General features: G+C 50.4%; 22 protein-coding genes. 17 read left to right on the forward strand and 5 right to left on the reverse strand.

From position 1 onward, the window contains the following. Positions 1-31 precede the first annotated feature (31 nt). The 3 genes from HMPREF3047_RS10155 to HMPREF3047_RS10165 all read right to left on the reverse strand — a co-directional run bounded on the left by HMPREF3047_RS10155 (position 32) and on the right by HMPREF3047_RS10165 (position 2,543). Positions 32-1,267, reverse strand: a complete 1,236-nt coding sequence (locus HMPREF3047_RS10155; protein WP_070713947.1) for a beta-ketoacyl-ACP synthase — start codon at positions 1,265-1,267, stop codon at positions 32-34. Then, entirely contained in the window at positions 1,261-1,989 is a 729-nt protein-coding gene (gene fabG, locus HMPREF3047_RS10160) for a 3-oxoacyl-ACP reductase FabG (protein WP_070713952.1), read from the reverse strand. Before fabG ends, HMPREF3047_RS10155 begins: the two co-directional genes overlap by 7 nt. A 65-nt stretch (positions 1,990-2,054) precedes the next feature. Then, entirely contained in the window at positions 2,055-2,543 is a 489-nt protein-coding gene (locus HMPREF3047_RS10165; RefSeq protein WP_049348188.1) for a hotdog family protein, read from the reverse strand. Between the two features lie 110 nt (positions 2,544-2,653). Between HMPREF3047_RS10165 and HMPREF3047_RS10170 the strand changes: the two genes are divergently transcribed. The 8 genes from HMPREF3047_RS10170 (at position 2,654) to HMPREF3047_RS10205 (ending at position 9,076) form a co-directional block, all read left to right on the forward strand. After that, positions 2,654-3,415, forward strand: coding sequence for a beta-ketoacyl synthase chain length factor (locus HMPREF3047_RS10170; RefSeq protein ID WP_070713955.1), 762 nt, complete (start codon positions 2,654-2,656; stop codon positions 3,413-3,415). Continuing rightward, positions 3,412-4,170, forward strand: coding sequence for a lysophospholipid acyltransferase family protein (locus HMPREF3047_RS10175; protein WP_049344240.1), 759 nt, complete (start codon positions 3,412-3,414; stop codon positions 4,168-4,170). The genes HMPREF3047_RS10170 and HMPREF3047_RS10175 overlap by 4 nt, the downstream gene beginning before the upstream one ends. Further along, positions 4,167-4,427, forward strand: a complete 261-nt coding sequence (locus tag HMPREF3047_RS10180) for a phosphopantetheine-binding protein (RefSeq protein WP_003680822.1) — start codon at positions 4,167-4,169, stop codon at positions 4,425-4,427. The genes HMPREF3047_RS10175 and HMPREF3047_RS10180 overlap by 4 nt, the downstream gene beginning before the upstream one ends. A gap of 12 nt (positions 4,428-4,439) precedes the next feature. After that, on the forward strand, positions 4,440-4,688 hold the full coding sequence (locus tag HMPREF3047_RS10185) for an acyl carrier protein (protein ID WP_003680823.1): 249 nt from the start codon (positions 4,440-4,442) through the stop codon (positions 4,686-4,688). A gap of 71 nt (positions 4,689-4,759) precedes the next feature. Beyond that, the gene (locus tag HMPREF3047_RS10190; protein WP_070713958.1) at positions 4,760-5,299 is read left to right on the forward strand and encodes a COG4648 family protein; all 540 of its coding nucleotides are present in this window, start codon (positions 4,760-4,762) and stop codon (positions 5,297-5,299) included. A 254-nt stretch (positions 5,300-5,553) separates the two neighbouring features. After that, complete coding sequence (locus HMPREF3047_RS11135; RefSeq protein WP_083315971.1) at positions 5,554-6,291, forward strand: SLATT domain-containing protein; 738 nt, start codon at positions 5,554-5,556, stop codon at positions 6,289-6,291. Continuing rightward, a complete protein-coding gene (locus HMPREF3047_RS10200) occupies positions 6,248-7,951 on the forward strand; it encodes an ApeI family dehydratase (protein ID WP_070713967.1) in 1,704 nt (567 codons plus the stop codon). The genes HMPREF3047_RS11135 and HMPREF3047_RS10200 overlap by 44 nt, the downstream gene beginning before the upstream one ends. A 36-nt stretch (positions 7,952-7,987) precedes the next feature. Further along, the gene (locus tag HMPREF3047_RS10205) at positions 7,988-9,076 is read left to right on the forward strand and encodes a FlxJ family methyltransferase (RefSeq protein ID WP_070713970.1); all 1,089 of its coding nucleotides are present in this window, start codon (positions 7,988-7,990) and stop codon (positions 9,074-9,076) included. A 90-nt stretch (positions 9,077-9,166) separates the two neighbouring features. Here the strand turns inward: HMPREF3047_RS10205 and HMPREF3047_RS10210 are convergent, their stop codons facing one another. After that, the gene (locus tag HMPREF3047_RS10210) at positions 9,167-9,823 is read right to left on the reverse strand and encodes a cytochrome b/b6 domain-containing protein (RefSeq protein ID WP_070713971.1); all 657 of its coding nucleotides are present in this window, start codon (positions 9,821-9,823) and stop codon (positions 9,167-9,169) included. 53 nt (positions 9,824-9,876) lie between these two features. On the opposite strand from HMPREF3047_RS10210, the gene HMPREF3047_RS10215 reads away from it, so the two are divergent. Continuing rightward, positions 9,877-10,758, forward strand: a complete 882-nt coding sequence (locus HMPREF3047_RS10215) for an NAD(P)H-hydrate dehydratase (protein WP_070713974.1) — start codon at positions 9,877-9,879, stop codon at positions 10,756-10,758. A 149-nt stretch (positions 10,759-10,907) separates the two neighbouring features. Beyond that, complete coding sequence (locus tag HMPREF3047_RS10220; protein ID WP_070713977.1) at positions 10,908-11,855, forward strand: bile acid:sodium symporter family protein; 948 nt, start codon at positions 10,908-10,910, stop codon at positions 11,853-11,855. Between the two features lie 97 nt (positions 11,856-11,952). Here the strand turns inward: HMPREF3047_RS10220 and HMPREF3047_RS10225 are convergent, their stop codons facing one another. Beyond that, complete coding sequence (locus HMPREF3047_RS10225) at positions 11,953-12,516, reverse strand: YceI family protein (RefSeq protein ID WP_070713981.1); 564 nt, start codon at positions 12,514-12,516, stop codon at positions 11,953-11,955. Positions 12,517-12,794: 278 nt separating this feature from the next. Between HMPREF3047_RS10225 and ilvD the strand changes: the two genes are divergently transcribed. The 7 genes from ilvD (at position 12,795) to ubiE (ending at position 18,102) form a co-directional block, all read left to right on the forward strand. Next, a complete protein-coding gene (gene ilvD, locus HMPREF3047_RS10230; protein ID WP_070713985.1) occupies positions 12,795-14,654 on the forward strand; it encodes a dihydroxy-acid dehydratase in 1,860 nt (619 codons plus the stop codon). Positions 14,655-14,722: 68 nt separating this feature from the next. After that, a complete protein-coding gene (locus HMPREF3047_RS11625) occupies positions 14,723-14,854 on the forward strand; it encodes a hypothetical protein (protein ID WP_256388404.1) in 132 nt (43 codons plus the stop codon). Between the two features lie 67 nt (positions 14,855-14,921). Continuing rightward, positions 14,922-16,211 (forward strand): CAP domain-containing protein, encoded by a 1,290-nt coding sequence (locus tag HMPREF3047_RS10235; protein WP_070713987.1) that lies wholly within the window; start codon positions 14,922-14,924, stop codon positions 16,209-16,211. A gap of 76 nt (positions 16,212-16,287) precedes the next feature. Further along, positions 16,288-16,521 (forward strand): hypothetical protein, encoded by a 234-nt coding sequence (locus tag HMPREF3047_RS10240; RefSeq protein WP_003746394.1) that lies wholly within the window; start codon positions 16,288-16,290, stop codon positions 16,519-16,521. A gap of 1 nt (position 16,522) precedes the next feature. Further along, the gene (locus HMPREF3047_RS10245; RefSeq protein ID WP_070615267.1) at positions 16,523-16,954 is read left to right on the forward strand and encodes a gamma-butyrobetaine hydroxylase family protein; all 432 of its coding nucleotides are present in this window, start codon (positions 16,523-16,525) and stop codon (positions 16,952-16,954) included. 117 nt (positions 16,955-17,071) lie between these two features. Beyond that, positions 17,072-17,335, forward strand: coding sequence for an MBL fold metallo-hydrolase (locus HMPREF3047_RS10250; protein ID WP_234395979.1), 264 nt, complete (start codon positions 17,072-17,074; stop codon positions 17,333-17,335). Positions 17,336-17,364: 29 nt separating this feature from the next. After that, on the forward strand, positions 17,365-18,102 hold the full coding sequence (ubiE, locus tag HMPREF3047_RS10255) for a bifunctional demethylmenaquinone methyltransferase/2-methoxy-6-polyprenyl-1,4-benzoquinol methylase UbiE (RefSeq protein WP_003746386.1): 738 nt from the start codon (positions 17,365-17,367) through the stop codon (positions 18,100-18,102). Positions 18,103-18,175 lie beyond the last annotated feature (73 nt).

Consider the following 18,175-nt stretch of genomic DNA (forward strand, 5'->3'; position numbering starts at 1 on the left):
GACGGCCTTTAATCATAACATCAAGCAATGATTATTCTTGCCAACGTTTGAACACCAGCGATGTATTGACGCCGCCAAAGGCAAAGTTATTGCTGACCACATAATCGGTTTGAATCTCACGTCCGCCTGTTTGGATGTAATCTACCTTGCCGCAACGCGGATCGATGTTTTCCAAATTGACGGTCGGCGCAAACCAGCCGTTGTTCATCATTTCGATGGTAAACCAGGCTTCCAATGCGCCGCACGCGCCGAGTGTATGGCCGAGATAGCTTTTTTGCGAACTCATCGGCACAAAACCAAACACTGCCTCAGTCGCCAATGTTTCGGCAATATCGCCTTTTTCGGTCGCCGTACCGTGGCCGCTGACATAGCCGACTTTATCAGGCGTAATACCGGCATCTTTCAGCGCAAGCTCCATACATTTCTGCATGGTTTCTTTTTGCGGCTGGGTAACATGGCTGCCGTCGCTGTTGGCTCCATAGCCGACAAGCTCGGCATAGATTTTCGCACCGCGCGCACGGGCGTGTTCCAACTCTTCCAATACAAATATGCCTGCGCCTTCGCCGATGACTAAGCCGTCTCGAGCGTTGTCGTAAGGGCGCGGCGTCAGCTCAGGTTCGCCGTTACGGCGGCTGGCGGCATAAAGCGAGTCGAATACATACACTTCAGACGGACAAAATTCTTCGCCGCCACCAGCCAGCATCATATCAATCAGGCCGTATTTAATCGCTTCGTAAGCATAACCAATGCCTTGGCTGCCCGAAGAACACGCGCTCGAAGTCGGAATAATTCGGCCTTTCAAGCCGAAGAAAATGCCGATATTGGCGGCAGTCGTATGCGGCATCATGCGCACATAAGTATTGGCGTTGAAATTGCGCGATGTGCCGGTGAGCAAAAGTTCACCCATATCGCCGATGTCTTTGGTACTGCCGACAGACGAACCGCACGCCACACCCATACGGCCGTCGGTAATGCTTTCATCGCCCAGCAAGCCCGCATCCGTCAAAGCTTGTTCTGCCGCATCAACACACAAATGCGATACGCGCCCCATGCTTCTGAGCTGCTTGCGCGTCCAATGTTCAGGAGGAGAATAGCCTTCGATCGGCGCACCCAGTTGCGCTTCCAATTCAGGAAAGCGTTCGCTCCAGTCCATATGTCTGACTGCGTTTTTTTCGGCTTTAAAGGCCGTCTGAATACTTTGCCAATCACGGCCGAAGGCGGTAATACCGCCGATACCTGTTACTACGACTCTTCTGGTATTCAACACAAACCTCCGTTCACAGCAATCACTTGGCGCGTAATGTACGCCGCTTTTTCATCCATTAAAAAGCGCACCGCATGCGCCACTTCCTCGGGCAATCCCATACGCGCAGCAGGGACGGCCTTTAAGATTTCTTCGACAGGCACGTTCTCATCGATAATATCGGTATCGATAAGGCCCGGCGCCACACAGTTGACGGTAATTTTGCGTTTTGCCAACTCAACCGCCAAGGCTTTTGCCGCGCCGATCAAGCCCGCTTTGGACGCGCTGTAATTGACCTGACCGCGGTTGCCCGTCAAACCGGACACCGATGCCATGCACACAATCCGTCCTGCTTTGCGGCGGCGGATCATCGGCATGGTCAAAGGGTGTAACACATTATAAAAACCGTCCAAATTGGTACGCAGCACCAAGTCCCAATCATCATCTGTAAACGCAGGAAACGCATTGTCGCGCGTCAGGCCGGCATTCAGTACCACGCCGTAATATGTGCCGTTTGCCTCAATGTCGGCAGTCAAAATTTCACGGCAGGCTTCGCGATCGGACACGTCGAACTGCAACACGCGCGCATTTCTACCCAATGTACGGATTTCTTCCGCGGCAGCTTCCGCTTCATCGCGGCGGCTGCGGTAGTGGACGACAATATCAAAGCCGTCTTGCGCCAAACCAAGCGCGACGGCTTTGCCGATACCGCGATTAGACCCTGTAATTAAAATAGTTTCACTCATACGTTTTCTCACTATATTGACAGGCCGTCTGAATCTTTGTCTTTTCAGACGGCCTTGTAAACGGTTTAAATGATTTGACCGTCTTTCGGACTGTACACATTTAAAGAAGCTTTTGCCAGCAAACCGTCTGGCGGCAACAGATGCTTCACATCTTCCGGTGCATCCGTCCAGCGCAACTCGCAATCAAATACGCCCATGCCGCCCAAATCCTGAATGGACACATGCGCCCTGACTTCCAGCTCAGTACCGACAGGCACGGAATCGGCAAACAAATCCAGCTTACGCGTTCCCAATAAAAAACCCAAGCGTACAGGCTCTCCGGCCTTTAAAGCCTCAATGCCTGCAAACGCGCCTATGCCCTGCGCCATCAATTCCATATAAGCCATAGACGGCAACACGCCGTCCTGCAGCAAAATATGCTTGTCGCCAACCGGCGCACGGCAAACCGTGTAGTCATCGCCAAATTCTTTCACACAGTCGATAAGCACCATATGTCCGCTGTGCGGAAGCAGCGAAGCCACATCATAAATCGGGGCACTCGGTATTGAAGGCATAAAATGTCATCCGGGAATAAATTACGTTACAATATGCATTATAACAGAGCCTAGCTTTTACTAACCCATTTCATTACAATGTATGAAAATGTAAAACATTGAAAGACATCATGCCTCAAAACGTTTGCCGTTTCAGCTTCAATATCGCCGCATGGCAGGCCTCCTCCAGCAAAATCAGTACGCCGGAGCAATGGCAGGACTGGGCTCAGGGAAAACTCGATACCGCTTCCCTGCCGGAATGCAAACCCGCACTCTCCTTTTTGCCGCCTATGCAACGCCGCCGCTTGGGAAAAGCGGCGCGCTTGGTTTGTGATGCTGCATGGAATCTGGCCGACCAATATCCTGAAAGCGTCCCAGTGTACGTTTCGCACGACGGCGAAAGCAACCGCAGCTTTGAATTATGGCAAGAGCTTTTGAACACGCATACCGTCTCGCCGACCTCATTCGGCCTGTCCGTTCACAACGCGACGATTGGGCAATGGTCGATGTTGCGCAAAGACATGAGCGAGCATACCGCGTTGGCCGTTGCCGCCGATTCCTTTGAAACCGCGCTGACCGAGGCATTCGCGCTCTTACAAGACGGCGCGCCGTCTGTTCTAGTGATTGTCGCCGATGATCCGTTGTCCGAGGACTATCCTGTCTTGGCTACACGTGCGCCGTTTGCCTATGCATTGGCACTGGTCATCACAAAGGGCGAAGACTATACCCTAAGCTTGGAAACCACATCCGCAAGGCCGTCTGAAAACCCTAACGATACAACAGTCGAGCCCTATTGGAGCAGCTTAGAGTGGATACGCTTCCTGCTTTCAGACGGCCGACAACACACGCAACACTATGCCGGTAGAAACTGGCACTGGCAGAAAAACGCATGAAGACTTTAGACTATTTCCGTCGCTTTTTTGCCACACTCTTCGGCTTCATCCTTTTCGGCGTTGCAGGCGTATTGTTCAAAATCGCACTTTTGCCCTATACGCTCAAATCGACCAAAGGCGACATCAAACGTCAACTTGAAGCAAGACGCATGATAGGCAAAGTTTGGCGTTTCTTCGTCGGCTACCTGCAATGGTCGGGCGTATTGAGCGTCCGCTTCAACGGCTTGGAAAAACTCGGCAGGCCCGGCCAGCTCATTCTTGCCAACCATCCCTCGCTTTTGGATGTCGTCTTGCTGATCAGCCATTATTCAGAGCCGAACGTACTGGTTAAAAAAGACCTGTTGCACAACCCCAGCATGAAAAGCCAGATTATCGCTTCAGGTTACATCCCCAACGATGAAAGCATGGAAATGCTGGAAGAAATCGACGCCGTGTTCAAAAGCGGGCAAAGTCTGCTGATTTTCCCTGAAGGCACGCGCACAGGTTGGGACGGACAGGTTAAAATGCACCGTGGCGCCGTATCGCTCGGTTTGCGCAGCGCATCAGTCATTACGCCCGTGTGCATCAAAATGACGCCGCCTAATTTTAAAAAGGGGCAACCGTGGTACAAAATCCCGCCACAAAAAATTCATTATGAAATTACCGTCGGCGACGACATCCTGCCGGAAGAATGGCTGGCAGAAAAACCCCTGCCCATCGCCGCACGCCGTTTAAACGAATACCTGCAAGACTATTTCACAAGGAAAACCACATGAGCAATTTAGAAAACCAAATCAAACAATTAATCATCGACAGCTTGGGCTTGGAAGACATTACCGTTGCCGACATCGGCAGCGAAGATCCGCTTTTCGGCGACGACGGCCTGGGTCTGGATTCGGTTGATGCATTGGAACTTGGTTTGGCCGTACAAAAAACCTTTGGCTTCCAGCTCGACGGCGAAAACGACAACCTGCGCGAAAACTTCGCCAACGTCAAAACTCTGGCTGAGTTCGTCAAGAGCCGCCAAGCATAAGGGAGAGAGAAGATGACCGAACAAGAAGTACGCACCCTGCTGACCGATGCACTGGTTAACCTGTTTGAAATCGAACCGGAACGCATCAAACCCGAAACCAACCTCTACGAAGATTTGGAAATCGACAGCATCGACGCCATCGACCTTATCGACCACATCAAACGCGAAACCGGCCGCAAACTGCAAGCCGAAGACTTCCGCAATGTGCGTACCGTAGAAGACGTGGTTCAAGCAGTTTTGAAAGTACAACAAGATTCCTGATTCCGCTTTGAATCAGCATATTTTCAGACGGCCTTGTCAATCGGCAAGGCCGTCTGAGAATCAATTGCACCATGAAAATATTAGGAAAACTCCTGCTTACCCTCGCCAGCCTCGCCTATCCGCTTCTATGGTATTACGGCAGGGAAAACGGCGCATTTTTCTGGCTTGCAGCGGTTATGTGTGTGTTATGGCTGATACGCGCCGCCATGCCGCAAACCACAGCCCAACGCATTACGGCGATTATCCTTGCCGCTTTTTTTGCAGCGGTACTGGTTTTCAGACGGCCTGACTCGATGTATTGGTATCCCGTCGCCGTCAACGCGCTGATGCTTGCCGTTTTCGGTGGCAGCCTATTTGCCAAACAAACCGTTATCGAACGCCTCGCCCGACTGCAACACCCCGACCTGCCGCCCAAAGGTGTGCACCACACTCGGCGCGTTACGCAAATCTGGTGCGCCTTCTTTGTCTTCAACGGCGCAACCGCCGCCATTTTGGCAGGCTTACAATATTACGATTGGTGGGCGGCTTATACAGGCATCGTGTCTTATGTGTTAATGGGAATCTTATTTGCTGGAGAGTGGGTATATCGGAAAGCCGTATTAAAGGTGTAGGTCGTCTGAAAATATATCTACCGATCCACAAAATCGTATTACCTTTTCTGTCGTCATTCCCGCGCAGGCGGAAATCCATCATTGATAGTAAGAAACATCTGATTTAATTCAATAAGTCAAACCCGACAATGGATTCCCGCCTGCGCGGGAATGACGACAATCTAAAATAAGTTGTTGTACAAAGACTGAAAATACAAAATTTCTTGAAAATTACCTTTTAATTCAAATCTTACCTACCTAGGCCTAATTTAAAAATGAGCTTCAAAAATTTAATTGACTGGTTCTTCTCCAAAGGAGAAATTAATAGACCTAAAAAGAATGCAATCGAAAAGTTCCAAATGAGCGTCAGGGCAACTGCCAAATGTCGATACAATGCTGCAATTCGTCTATCCAGACAGGGGAAATTTGCATTTTTTACAAATATTACTTTATCGTTAGGGCTTATTTTTATTCCTCTAATGCAAAATTCTGGAATATCTTTAGCTTTCAAATCAAATGTCTTAAACATGATGTCAATTTTTTTAGCAGTATCCGTTCTTGTTTATTCTGTGGTCATCGGAACAGCCAAATATGAAGTTAGAGCAGAAGGATTAACTCAGTGCGGAGATAAATTAAAAGAGTTAAATCGAGAACTAAATAGATCAATTACAGACTCTCAAAATACTGATGAGGAAAACAAAAAGCTTTTAGAAGAATTTGAAAAAAGATATTCCGCCATAGTAACAGATACAGAAAATCATTCAAGAACAGATTATTTATCGGCAATGCTTGAAATGAAAAGAGATTATACAATTACTGGCTTATCTCGCTTCTTAAAGAAATCAGTCATAATAATTTCTGGCACTTTTCCATATTACATACCATTACTATTACTCAGCTTAGAAGTGATTTTTATCAGTGATATGTTACATATAAGCTGTATTCTTACGGATTTTTTAAACTATACTCATGAATGTAACCCAAATCCTATCCCCTGCCCATGCTCCCACTGATCTCATCGCCGCCCATCCGAATTGGACGCGTGCTGATTTCAACCGTGCGGTTTTTCATCTGTCAGGCCGTCTGAAACAGGCAGGCGTGCAAACGGCCGCGTTGTGGTTTGATGATGCCGCACTGTTTGCCTGTGCTGTGCTGGCAGTGTGGCATTCTGGCGGGAAGGTTTTATTGCTGCCCAATTTGGCGCAAGACAATTTGGAGTGGGGCAAAACGGCAGAAGTGTTTTTAACAGATTCAACAGATAAAAAGCTGTCTTCAGACGGCCTGAACGTCTGGTACTTGCCTGATGTATTGACTCAAACAGAATCGGAAGGACTGAGCACCTATCCTGAAAACCATCTGATTCCCGACCATGCCGAAGCATGGCTGAAAACATCAGGTTCCAGCGGTGAAGCGCAAATTATTGTGAAAACCGCCGCACAAATGCAGGCAGAAGCCCTGACTTTGGCAAATACGCTGCCATTTGGACAACACGGTGAAACCGTGATCGGCAGCGTGATTACGCAACATCTTTACGGCTTCACATTCCGCTTCGCACTCGCGCTGACAATGGGTTGGACTATGGAACGACAGCAGGCGGTTTATCCGGAAAACCTGCTTTCCAGCACGGCCGCACACGATAAAGTAGTTTGGATTGCCAGTCCGGCCGTACTCAACCGCTTGGGTGAAAACCGCAACTGGCAAAGTATCGGCCATAAAATTGCAGGCATTGTCTCGGCCGGCGGCGCGCTTCCTTCTGCCACGGCGGATTTGCTGCAACAGGCTGCCGTCCGCCCGTTTGAAGTTTATGGCAGTACCGAAACCGGCGTGATTGCCTCACGTTGCGAACGCCAAGAATGGCAGCCTTTCAATGGAGTAGAAATCGGGCAAAACGAAGAAGGCGCACTGTGGGCTTCTTCGCCTTGGTCGCCCGAACGCCGCCAAACCGCCGATTTGATCGAGCCGCAAGATGACGGTTTTCTGTTACTCGGTCGCCAAGACCGCATTATTAAATTTGAGGACAAACGCGTGTCGCTGACCCAAATCGAACACGAACTTTTACAACACCCTTGGATTGCCGACGCCCACTGCGGCCGTCATCCGCAACACCAACGCATTGCCATATGGGCGGCATTGAACGCAGACGGTATCGCCGCCTTGCGTGAGAAAGGCCGCGCTGCGGTTGCCGATACGCTCAAACGCCATCTGGCCGCCACGCAGGACACCATCGCCCTGCCGCGTTACTGGCGTTTTACCGACAGCCTGCCACGCAACGCCCAAGCCAAAATCGCTGCGGCGGATTTTCAGACGGCCTTTACCGTCGCCCAGACATCGCCCGTTTGGTCAAAAACATCATCTGACGATGAAACCAATACCGAAACCTTTATCGGGCGCGTGCCTTTGGATTTGGTTTATTTCGGCGGCCATTTTGCCACCTTCCCGCTGGTTCCCGGCGTGGTCGAGCTGCAGTGGGTGCGCAACCTGATCGCGCCCAAGCCATGGAGTAAACAGCGCGTTATCCGCATCGAAAATCTAAAATATCAGCAGTTTATCCGTCCTCACGATGAAGTGTCGGTGGAGCTGAAATACGATGAAGGTAAAAATAAACTGAGTTTTAAAATCAACAACGGAGAGCATCCGTGTGCATCAGGACGGATTGTGTTTGAGGCCGTCTGAATATACTTATTAACTTTTTAGTGGAAAACCAACAATATGCAACTCTTCCCTGCCCTAGAACAACGCTATTCTTACGAACACCAGTCCGCAGGCGAGGCTCAACGTCTGGCTCAAGAAATCGCTTTTGCACCGATTGTGTTCCAAGTTTCCCGCCTGATGGTGAAATTTGGCATTCTGGACTTGCTGAACGACCATCCAGACGGCCTCACTCAAGCCGAAATTGCTGAAAAAGCGAAAATCAGCAACTACGCGGCACAAGTCCTGCTGGAAGCTTCACTGTCTATCGGCACTGTCTTGACTCGCGACAACCGCTATTTCATCAGCAAGGCCGGTTGGTTTGTCCTCAAAGACAAAATGGCCCGCGTCAATATGGATTTCACGCAAGAAATCTGCTACCAAGGCATGTTTGACTTGGAAAAAACCCTGCAAACGGGCAAACCCGAAGGCCTGAAAGTATTCGGCGACTGGCCGACCATTTACGAAGGCTTGTCTTCATTGCCAAGCATCGCGCAGGAAAAATGGTTTGCATTCGACCATTATTATTCCGATAACTCCTTCGCCGAAGCACTGAACACCGTGTTCGCCAAACCGGTTAAAAAACTGCTTGATGTCGGCGGCAATACCGGCCGCTGGGCGGAGCAATGCGTCAACCACAATGCCGAAGTCGAAGTAACCATCATGGATCTGCCGCAACAAATCGGCTTGATGCGCGAAGCGACCAAAGGCAAAAACGGCGCGGACCGTATCCACGCCCATCCGGCCAACCTGCTTGATCCTGAGATTCCGTTCCCAACCGGTTTTGACGCGATCTGGATGAGCCAATTCCTAGACTGTTTTACCGAAGAACAAGCTACCAGCATTCTTCAACGCGCCGCTGCTTCTATGAGCGAAAACACCAGCCTCTACATCATGGAGCCTTTCTGGGACAGACAACGCTATGAAACCGCCGCCTACTGCCTGACCATGACCAGCCTGTATTTCACTGCCATGGCCAATGGCAACAGCAAAATCTTCCATTCTGAAGACCTGATCCGTTGCGTTGAAAAAGCCGGATTGAAAGTAGCGGAAATTTCAGACGGCATCGGCCGCGGCCACAGCATCTTGCGCTGCGTTAAGGCCGTCTGAACATCATCTTTTAAACCCTAAAAAGAGACCGACCCCAACAGCCATTTCGGCTATCGGGGTCGGTTTGTTTTTGGTATCCGTTTTAAAACATCAGCCGCGCAACATCCATACTGCACACACTAACGCAATCGCTACCGACAAAGCGGCAAGCAGTTGTCCCATTCCGGCCAATTTAGGCTGCTTAGCATCAATGGTTTTAAAGCCGTTAATCATCGGCGTAATCAAATCCTGTTTTTTCACAAAGCGATACAGCAAAACGGCTGCGATATGTACAGCCGCCAACACGGCCAAAATATTAAAGAAATTGACATGGATTTTTCGCGCCAGCGTACCGGCGTGTTCGCTGACCAAATGATTTAAAAAGCCGGAATTGGTAAACGTATTTTCATCGGCGGCAAATAAGCCTGTGGCCGTCTGAAAAACCAAGGCGACCAATAAGGCGATGACCATCAGCGCGCCCAAAGGATTGTGGCCGACCAATTCGTCTTCAGACATTTGGCCTTGCGTATAGCGACGGATTTCGGAAAACGGACGCACAAATCGGCTGAATTTTGCCGTATCGCTGCCCCAAATCCCCCAACACAAGCGGAAAACCACCAAGGCCAGCATCAACAAGCCGCCGCGCAAGTGCCATACCAGCATATCGCCGCCTTGGGTTGCGCTGTACCACATGAATCCCATCAATAACACCAAGAGCCAATGGAACAGGCGTGTAGGTGCGTCCCAAACTTTTATTTTTTGCTTCATTACCTTTTACTTTCTGATTTAAAATTAAATTTCTTATCTTGGAAGGTTACGCCATGCAGTCCATCTACACGCTTCCCGAATCGCTTCAAGCTTTTCAGACGGCCTTAGCATTTCCCGACGTATTCCGCCCCCGCGCCCAAGAATCACACAAAGGCACATACGGCACGCTTGCCATTATCGGCGGCGCAACAGGAATGAGCGGTGCGGTAGTTTTGGCAGCCACAGCCGCGATGTATCAAGGGTGCGGCAAAGTTTGGGCGGGCTTCAACCAAGCCACGCTGCCTTTTGCCATCATTCCCGAACGCCCTGAAATTATGCTCGCCACTGCAACCCAACTGATGGAACGCAACGATGTCAGCGCACGCGTAATCGGCTGCGGCTTTGGTTTAGACGGATTATCAGAGCAGCTGCTGCACCATATCCTGTCTACACACCATGACCAGCCTTTATTACTCGATGCAGATGCTTTGACACTGCTTGCCCGTTCTTCCAAATTAGCCGAACGCCTCAAATCGTACAAACATATCGTCCTGACACCTCATCCGGCCGAAGCCGCCCGCCTACTCGGCACCGATACCCAATCAGTTCAAGCCGACAGGCAAAACGCCGTAACCGAAATCAGCCGTAAATATGGCGCGACCGTCGTGCTGAAAGGCCATCACACATTAGTAGCCACGGCAGACGGCATAGTCTATACCAACACCAGCGGCAATGCCGGTTTGGCCACTGCAGGCAGCGGCGATGTCTTGAGCGGCATCATCGGCAGCCTGCTGGCACAAGGCATTCCGGTATTCCAAGCCGCCTGCGCCGGCGTATGGCTGCATGGTGCAGCGGCCGATGTCATCAAACACAGCGACAAAATCGAAACCGGCATGCTTGCCGGAGAAATCGCACCTGCCGCCCGATGGCTGCGCAATATTTTATCAAAAGAATAATGCCGTCTATATAGCAAATACAAATCACAGGCCGTCTGAAAATCAATCCTTATTTTCAGACGGCCTTATTTATTTTAATCCATTTTGCAAATTAAGGTTAAGGCGTGTATCCTTAGTTTCCCTTAAAAACAACTTCACAACATATCATCATGAATACTCTCAACAAAATCAGTAATTTTATCGGAAAGACCTTTTCCCTCTGGGCCGCACTCTTTGCCGGCATCGCTTTTTTCGCACCCGACACCTTCAAATGGGTCGGCCCTTACATTCCTTGGCTACTGGGCGTCATCATGTTCGGCATGGGCTTGACCCTCAAACCCTCCGACTTTGACATTTTGTTCAAACATCCCAAAGCCGTCATTATCGGCGTGATTGCCCAATTCGCCATCATGCCTACAACTGCCTATCTGCTGGCAAAACTGTTGAACCTGCCTGCCGAAATCGCGGTCGGTGTGATTTTGGTCGGCTGCTGCCCGGGCGGTACGGCTTCCAATGTGATAACCTATTTGGCGCGCGGCAATGTAGCTTTATCGGTTGCCGTTACGTCGGTTTCCACCCTGATTTCCCCATTGCTGACCCCTGCCATCTTCCTGATGCTTGCCGGTGAAATGCTGGAAATCCAAGCAGGTGGCATGTTGATGTCCATCGTCAAAATGGTTTTGCTCCCCATCGTTTTGGGCTTGATTGTCCATAAGGTATTGGGCAACAAAACTGAAAAACTGACCGATGCGCTGCCGCTGGTTTCTGTTGCCGCCATCGTGCTGATTATCGGCGCGGTAGTCGGCGCCAGCAAAGGCAAGATTATTGAAAGCGGCCTGCTGATTTTCGCAGTTGTCGTACTCCACAACGGCATCGGCTATCTGCTCGGCTTCTTTGCCGCCAAATGGACCGGCCTGCCTTATGATGCACAAAAAACGCTGGCCATCGAAGTCGGTATGCAAAACTCAGGCTTAGGCGCCGCCCTTGCCGCCGCGCACTTTGCCGCCGCACCGATTGTTGCCGTTCCCAGCGCATTGTTCAGCGTGTGGCACAATATCTCCGGCTCGCTTCTGGCAACTTATTGGGCAGCCAAAGCCGATAAAAATAAAGAATCCTAAACATCTTTAATCATAAGGCCGTCTGAACAGGGATAAACGAAATCAACGATTTCTGCCTTACCTGTTCAGACGGCCTTTATTTTGAAATCAAGCAGGATTATTGTTTCACTGCTTCGATTTGGATATTGATGTTCACTTTTTTGCTCATACCGGCGCTTACCAAATAATCCAAGCCCCATTTGGTACGGTCGATGGTGGTGCTGAAGTCGCCGCCGCACACTTCTGCTTTTGCCATCGGGCTTTGGTAGCAGTTGAATTTATCGGCTTTGAGTTTCACCGGCGCAGTTTTGCCGTTCATGGTCAGGTTGCCGTCAACAGACAACAGTTTTTTGCCGTTGAAATTGAATTTGGTGGAGACAAAACGGATTTCAGGGTATTTGTCTGCATTGAAAATATCGGCAGATTTCAAGTGTTGGGTAAAGTGGTCCGAACCGGTTTGCAGTTTAGACAAAGGCAATACGATATCGATAGAGCCTTGGCGTTTGGCACGGTCAAATTCCAAATTGCCGGTCAAACCATAAATACCGCCGACGTTGGTGCTGGTGTTGAAATGGTCGATGGCAAAGCGGGCATTGGTATGAAATTCGTCCACTTTATAAACAGCGGCAGACGCAGCAGAAGCCAACATGGCCGAACACAATGCAAACATGATTTTTTTCATCGTCTTATCCTTAGAAATGTGAGAAGTTCCCTATCATATCACTTTTTGATGCCAACATCTTTTGCAACTGAGAAAGACAGCGTTTCATCTTAAGAAAACTTCAGGCCGTCTGAAATAATGAGCAGCAAATTCAGGTGAAGCAAATACAGTTTAGTTTTATTACAAAATAGCGTGCTTCATCGCTCGTAATTGGTATAAAATACCGAGTTATTTCTACAACGGGCCGCCAATTAACCAGCCTATTTCAGACGGCCTCAGCATAAAACAAAGGAACAAAAATGCCTGAATACCGCTCCAAAACCTCTACCCACGGCCGCAATATGGCAGGCGCGCGCGCATTGTGGCGTGCGACCGGCGTCATGGAAACCGACTTCGGCAAACCGATTATCGCCATTGCCAACTCCTTCACCCAATTCGTCCCAGGCCATGTGCACCTGCACAACATGGGCCAACTGGTTGCCCGTGAAATCGAAAAAGCTGGCGGCATTGCCAAAGAATTCAACACCATTGCCATTGACGACGGTATCGCCATGGGCCACAGCGGTATGCTCTACTCCCTGCCTAGCCGCGACCTGATTGCCGACTCCATCGAATACATGGTCAACGCCCACTGCGCCGATGCGCTGGTGTGCATTTCCAACTGCGACAAAATCACTCCGGGCATGCTGATTGCCGCCATGCGCCTGAATATTCCGACCATCTTCGTTTCCGGCGGCCCGATGGAAGCCGGTAAAGTTATCGGTGTAGCCAACATTCAACCCGAACGCCGTTTGGACTTGATTGATGCCATGATCGAATCGGCAGACGACAATATCAGCGACAAACAAGTCGAAGAAGTCGAACAAAACGCCTGCCCGACTTGCGGCTCCTGCTCCGGCATGTTTACCGCCAACTCCATGAACTGCCTGACCGAGGCACTCGGCCTTTCCCTGCCGGGCAATGGTTCTTATCTGGCTACCCACGTAGGCCGCAAAGAATTATTCCTAGAAGCAGGCCGCATGATTGTCGAAATCACCAAACGCTATTACGAGCAAGACGACGAAACCGTTTTGCCGCGCAGCATTGCCAACAAAAAAGCATTTGAAAACGCCATGACCATGGACATCGCCATGGGCGGCTCTACCAATACCATTTTGCACCTGTTGGCCGTTGCCAACGAAGCCGGTGTCGATTTCAAAATGGCTGACATCGACCGCCTGAGCCGCGTTGTACCTTGTATCTGCAAAACCGCGCCAAACAACCACGACTACTACATGGAAGACGTGCATCGCGCCGGCGGCATTTTCGCCATCCTGAAAGAATTGGACAAAGCAGGCAAACTGCACACCGACGTGTACACCATCCACGCGCCGACACTGAAAGACGCGATTGAAAAATGGGACGTGACCAACCCTGAAAACACCCATGCCATCGAGCGTTTCAAAGCGGCTCCAGGCGGCGTGCGCACTACTCAGGCGTTCTCGCAAAACCGTATGTGGAAAACCCTCGACCTCGACCGCGAAAAAGGCTGTATCCGCGATGTTGAGCATGCCTACTCGCAAGACGGCGGCTTGGCAGTATTGTTCGGTAATATCGCAGAACGCGGTTGCGTAGTGAAAACCGCAGGCGTGGACGAGAGTATCCTCAAATTTACCGGCCGCGCCCGCGTGTTTGAAAGCCAAGAAGACGCAGTAGAAGGTATTTTGGGCAACCAAATCGTGGCTGGCGATATCGTCATCATCCGCTATGAAGGCCCTAAAGGCGGCCCGGGCATGCAAGAAATGCTGTACCCGACTTCCTACCTGAAATCCAAAGGTTTGGGCAAAGCCTGCGCCCTGCTGACCGACGGTCGCTTCTCCGGCGGTACTTCCGGCCTGTCCATCGGTCACGCTTCGCCTGAAGCGGCAGAAGGCGGCGCAATCGGTTTGGTACGCGAAGGCGACACCATCGAAATCGATATTCCAAACCGCAGCATCCACCTTGTCATTTCCGATGAAGAGCTTGCCGCACGCCGTGCCGAAATGGAAGCGCGCGGCAGCAAAGCGTGGAAACCGGAAAACCGCGACCGCTACGTCTCCGCAGCCCTGCGTGCCTACGGCGCAATGGCGACTTCCGCCGACAAAGGCGCAGTACGCGACGTATCGCAAATCGAACGTTAATTAACCTGACTTAAGGCCGTCTGAACGCTTTTAAGTGTTTCAGACGGCCTTCATTCAAACGGACAAATATGGACAAATTCATTTTAGCGATGATCGGCATGGCCATTGCCCTCTTGATTATTATTGGCGGCGGATTTATTGCTGTCGAATATTTCAAATCCCATCCTGAAGCATTCCAAGTCAAGCCGCTATCAAAATAATCATTTAACGGCATGAGTTTCAAGGGGAAAAGCCGTAGCTCAAGGCCGTCTGAACGCAGTACATATAATGAAACACATTCTTTACTGGCTGGGTGGTTTTGCCATCGCCCTCGGCATATTCCAATACTACGAAACACATCGCTATTCCGAAGACAAGCTCATCTATGCCCAACCGCCGCAAAATCGTTCTGCCGTTGCCAATTTTGACGCCTTGGCGTATTTAAACTTCCTCCGCTCCTCAGCCAATCTACCCGCACTGGCGCACTCAGCTACACTCGAACGCGCTGCGCGCAATCATGCCCGCTATCTGCTGCAAAACCCTGATGACGGCCATGACGAACACAATACACGCAATCCCTTTTATACGGGTCCACGCCCATCAGACCGCACGCGCAAAGCCGGTTATGCCTATAAAGGCGTGCACGAAAACGTCAGCACCGGCCAGCATCCGCCAAACGAAAAAATCAACGACCATCTATCTGCCCAACATCAGCTGGATAATCTGATGACGGCGATTTACCACCGTCTCTCCTTACTCGATCAAAATATCGACGAAGCCGGAGCGGCATTTGAATCGCAAGGCAAACAAATCGCGCTGAGCATTAATCAGGGCGACAGCAGATTCAACAGCCTCTGCCAAAAAAACCGCCCTCTCTCCGACCTCAGCCGCTCGTTTTATCAAGATGCCTGTCATGGCCATGCCATTGTTTATGCAGATGAAATCTCCAACCGCAAAACCCGGCCTTACATCACCTATCCGCAAGGCAATTTCGCTTCGCCGGTTTTCCATGGCGAGCGTCCTGATCCTATGCCGCATTATGAAATGACCGGCAATCCGGTCAGCATCGCGTTCTCAGAACAATCGCCCCCGGTCAAAATGCGTTCGTTCAAACTGTATCAGGACACAAAAGAAATCAGAGACGTCAAAATCTTAGATAAAGATAATGACCCAAACCACCTCCTGACCGACCGCCAATTTGCGCTGTTTCCTTTACAGCCCTTGGAATACGACACCGAATACCGTGCCGTGTTCGAATACCGTCAAAACGGAAAAAACAGAACGGCCGAATGGACATTCAGCACGCAAAAACCCGATTATCCTTATTTCATCGTCAAAGGCGGCGAAACGCTGGCCATCGAATCCGGACAAAAATATTTTATCCATTGGCAGGATTTTTGGTGCTTGAAGCAATGCGAACGCTACAACTACCGCATGAACCGCGACACCCAACTCGACATCATCGAGCGGCAGGCCGGCGGCATCATTATCCGTGTCAACGGAAGCAAAGGCAGCAGCATCCGCTTAATGCCCGAAGGCGAAGACAGGCGCGCCATTACACTTTATTTATGGAAATAAAGCCGTTTTCAGACGGCATGAAGCACCAAAAAACTGATAAAATACCGCCTCACCACCCTACGGCAAGCTATCCAATATGACCAAACATCCGCAAACAGCAGCCAATACCCGCTATGCCTTTGCCAGCATTGCCGCCATGTTGGCCGCATTTTTACTGTTCGTTGCCGTGATGTTGCTGCCCTTAGGGCTGACGGCGGACACACAAGTGGGCCTGATACGGTTTTCACTCTACGCAATCGTGCTGTTTGCTGTACTTGGCGGTATTTTTTCTGTACGCGTTGCCTATTTGCGTAAAAAGAACGGAGCATGACATGACCCAAGCCGATAAAATTCCACAAGAAATCCGCCTCCAAAAAGAACGGCGCGTACTGACTTTGGTCTATGTTGACGGTGCCAAGAGCCTTCCTGCCGAATACCTGCGCGTGTACTCGCCCAGCGCGGAAGTGCGCGGACACGGCCCCGGTCAGGATGTTTTGCAAACAGGCAAAGCCGAAGTCAGCATTACCGATTTAGACCCCGTCGGTCAATACGCATTGAAAATTACTTTTTCAGACGGCCACGACAGCGGCCTTTACGATTGGGACTATCTCTACCGACTGGCGCACAATCAAGACGCGCTTTGGCAAGACTATCTCGACCGCCTCGAAAAAGCCGGCGCGTCCAGAATGCCAAGTGCAGAAGATTTAAAACACAAACACACACATTCCTGCGGTAGCGGCGGTTGCGGCGGAAAGGCCGTCTGAAAAAAGGCAAGACCGTAAGCTTGAATGACGGAAGGACCATTGACGGCAAAGCGTTCCTCTCCCCGCCCAAAAAAAGACGGGTAGTGGCTATCTTCGGCGATACCAAAGCCTGTCCGCGTGCAGCATGCTCCGTACAAAACGCAGACGTTTTGGTGTATAACCTTTTCCGCAGGCGATGAAGAGACAGTGGAACGAGTATTCCATTCGACCGTAGCCGATACAGCCAAGCTGGCTTTACAGGCCAATGTGAAACAACTTTACCTGACCCACATCAGCGCACGTTATACCGAAGAAGAACAACGCCTGATGCTGGAGCGGCAGGCACAAACTATATTTCCCGCGTCGAAAGTGGTTGGCGATTTCGACGTATTCGATACCTGAATCCGTATTATTTTAAGAAGGCAGACACTATGAGCGACCACAAAACCCATTTCGGCTTCACTACCGTTGACGAAGACGAAAAAGCAGGCAAAGTTGCCGAAGTCTTCCACTCCGTGGCAAAAAACTACGACATTATGAATGACGTAATGTCCGGCGGTCTGCACCGCGTTTGGAAACATTTCACAATCAATACCGCCCGTCTGAAAAAAGGCGACAAAGTATTGGACATCGCCGGCGGTACAGGTGATTTGTCCCGAGGCTGGGCAAAACGTGTGGGCAAAGAAGGCGAAGTTTGGCTGACAGACATCAACTCCTCCATGCTGACCGTCGGCCGCGACCGCCTGCTCAACGAAGGCATGATTCTGCCCGTATCATTGGCAGATGCTGAAAAATTGCCGTTCCCCGACAACTATTTCAATCTGGTTTCCGTCGCATTCGGCCTGCGCAACATGACGCACAAAGATGCCGCGCTGAAAGAAATGTACCGCGTATTAAAACCGGGCGGCACCCTGCTGGTGTTGGAATTCTCCAAAGTGTACAAACCTTTGGAAGGCGTGTACGACCTCTACTCTTTCAAACTGTTGCCGATTATGGGCAAACTGATTGCCAAAGATGCCGACAGCTACCAATACCTCGCCGAGTCCATCCGTATGCACCCCGACCAAGAAACCTTAAAACAAATGATGCTGGATGCAGGCTTCGACAGCGTGGATTACCACAACATGAGCGCAGGCATCGTTGCCCTGCATAAAGGCGTGAAATTCTAAGGCCGTCTGAAACAAACACAAAGGGCGTGATTGATAGACACGCCCTTTGTTTTTTTCAAACCTTATTCAAGCC

Origin of the sequence: Neisseria sp. HMSC075C10 (assembly GCF_001815615.1) — a bacterium.
Lineage (GTDB): Bacteria > Pseudomonadota > Gammaproteobacteria > Burkholderiales > Neisseriaceae > Neisseria > Neisseria subflava_A.

What these genes read in the sequence shown, in the direction of transcription:
- fabG (WP_070713952.1), bottom strand. Translation starts at nt 1,989, where the DNA reads ATGAGTGAAACTATTTTAATTACAGGGTCTAATCGCGGTATCGGCAAA.
- HMPREF3047_RS10165 (WP_049348188.1), bottom strand. Translation starts at nt 2,543, where the DNA reads ATGCCTTCAATACCGAGTGCCCCGATTTATGATGTGGCTTCGCTGCTT.
- HMPREF3047_RS10170 (WP_070713955.1), top strand. Translation starts at nt 2,654, where the DNA reads ATGCCTCAAAACGTTTGCCGTTTCAGCTTCAATATCGCCGCATGGCAG.
- HMPREF3047_RS10175 (WP_049344240.1), top strand. Translation starts at nt 3,412, where the DNA reads ATGAAGACTTTAGACTATTTCCGTCGCTTTTTTGCCACACTCTTCGGC.
- HMPREF3047_RS10180 (WP_003680822.1), top strand. Translation starts at nt 4,167, where the DNA reads ATGAGCAATTTAGAAAACCAAATCAAACAATTAATCATCGACAGCTTG.
- HMPREF3047_RS10185 (WP_003680823.1), top strand. Translation starts at nt 4,440, where the DNA reads ATGACCGAACAAGAAGTACGCACCCTGCTGACCGATGCACTGGTTAAC.
- HMPREF3047_RS10190 (WP_070713958.1), top strand. Translation starts at nt 4,760, where the DNA reads ATGAAAATATTAGGAAAACTCCTGCTTACCCTCGCCAGCCTCGCCTAT.
- HMPREF3047_RS11135 (WP_083315971.1), top strand. Translation starts at nt 5,554, where the DNA reads ATGAGCTTCAAAAATTTAATTGACTGGTTCTTCTCCAAAGGAGAAATT.
- HMPREF3047_RS10200 (WP_070713967.1), top strand. Translation starts at nt 6,248, where the DNA reads ATGAATGTAACCCAAATCCTATCCCCTGCCCATGCTCCCACTGATCTC.
- HMPREF3047_RS10205 (WP_070713970.1), top strand. Translation starts at nt 7,988, where the DNA reads ATGCAACTCTTCCCTGCCCTAGAACAACGCTATTCTTACGAACACCAG.
- HMPREF3047_RS10210 (WP_070713971.1), bottom strand. Translation starts at nt 9,823, where the DNA reads ATGAAGCAAAAAATAAAAGTTTGGGACGCACCTACACGCCTGTTCCAT.
- HMPREF3047_RS10215 (WP_070713974.1), top strand. Translation starts at nt 9,877, where the DNA reads ATGCAGTCCATCTACACGCTTCCCGAATCGCTTCAAGCTTTTCAGACG.
- HMPREF3047_RS10220 (WP_070713977.1), top strand. Translation starts at nt 10,908, where the DNA reads ATGAATACTCTCAACAAAATCAGTAATTTTATCGGAAAGACCTTTTCC.
- HMPREF3047_RS10225 (WP_070713981.1), bottom strand. Translation starts at nt 12,516, where the DNA reads ATGAAAAAAATCATGTTTGCATTGTGTTCGGCCATGTTGGCTTCTGCT.
- ilvD (WP_070713985.1), top strand. Translation starts at nt 12,795, where the DNA reads ATGCCTGAATACCGCTCCAAAACCTCTACCCACGGCCGCAATATGGCA.
- HMPREF3047_RS11625 (WP_256388404.1), top strand. Translation starts at nt 14,723, where the DNA reads ATGGACAAATTCATTTTAGCGATGATCGGCATGGCCATTGCCCTCTTG.
- HMPREF3047_RS10235 (WP_070713987.1), top strand. Translation starts at nt 14,922, where the DNA reads ATGAAACACATTCTTTACTGGCTGGGTGGTTTTGCCATCGCCCTCGGC.
- HMPREF3047_RS10240 (WP_003746394.1), top strand. Translation starts at nt 16,288, where the DNA reads ATGACCAAACATCCGCAAACAGCAGCCAATACCCGCTATGCCTTTGCC.
- HMPREF3047_RS10245 (WP_070615267.1), top strand. Translation starts at nt 16,523, where the DNA reads ATGACCCAAGCCGATAAAATTCCACAAGAAATCCGCCTCCAAAAAGAA.
- ubiE (WP_003746386.1), top strand. Translation starts at nt 17,365, where the DNA reads ATGAGCGACCACAAAACCCATTTCGGCTTCACTACCGTTGACGAAGAC.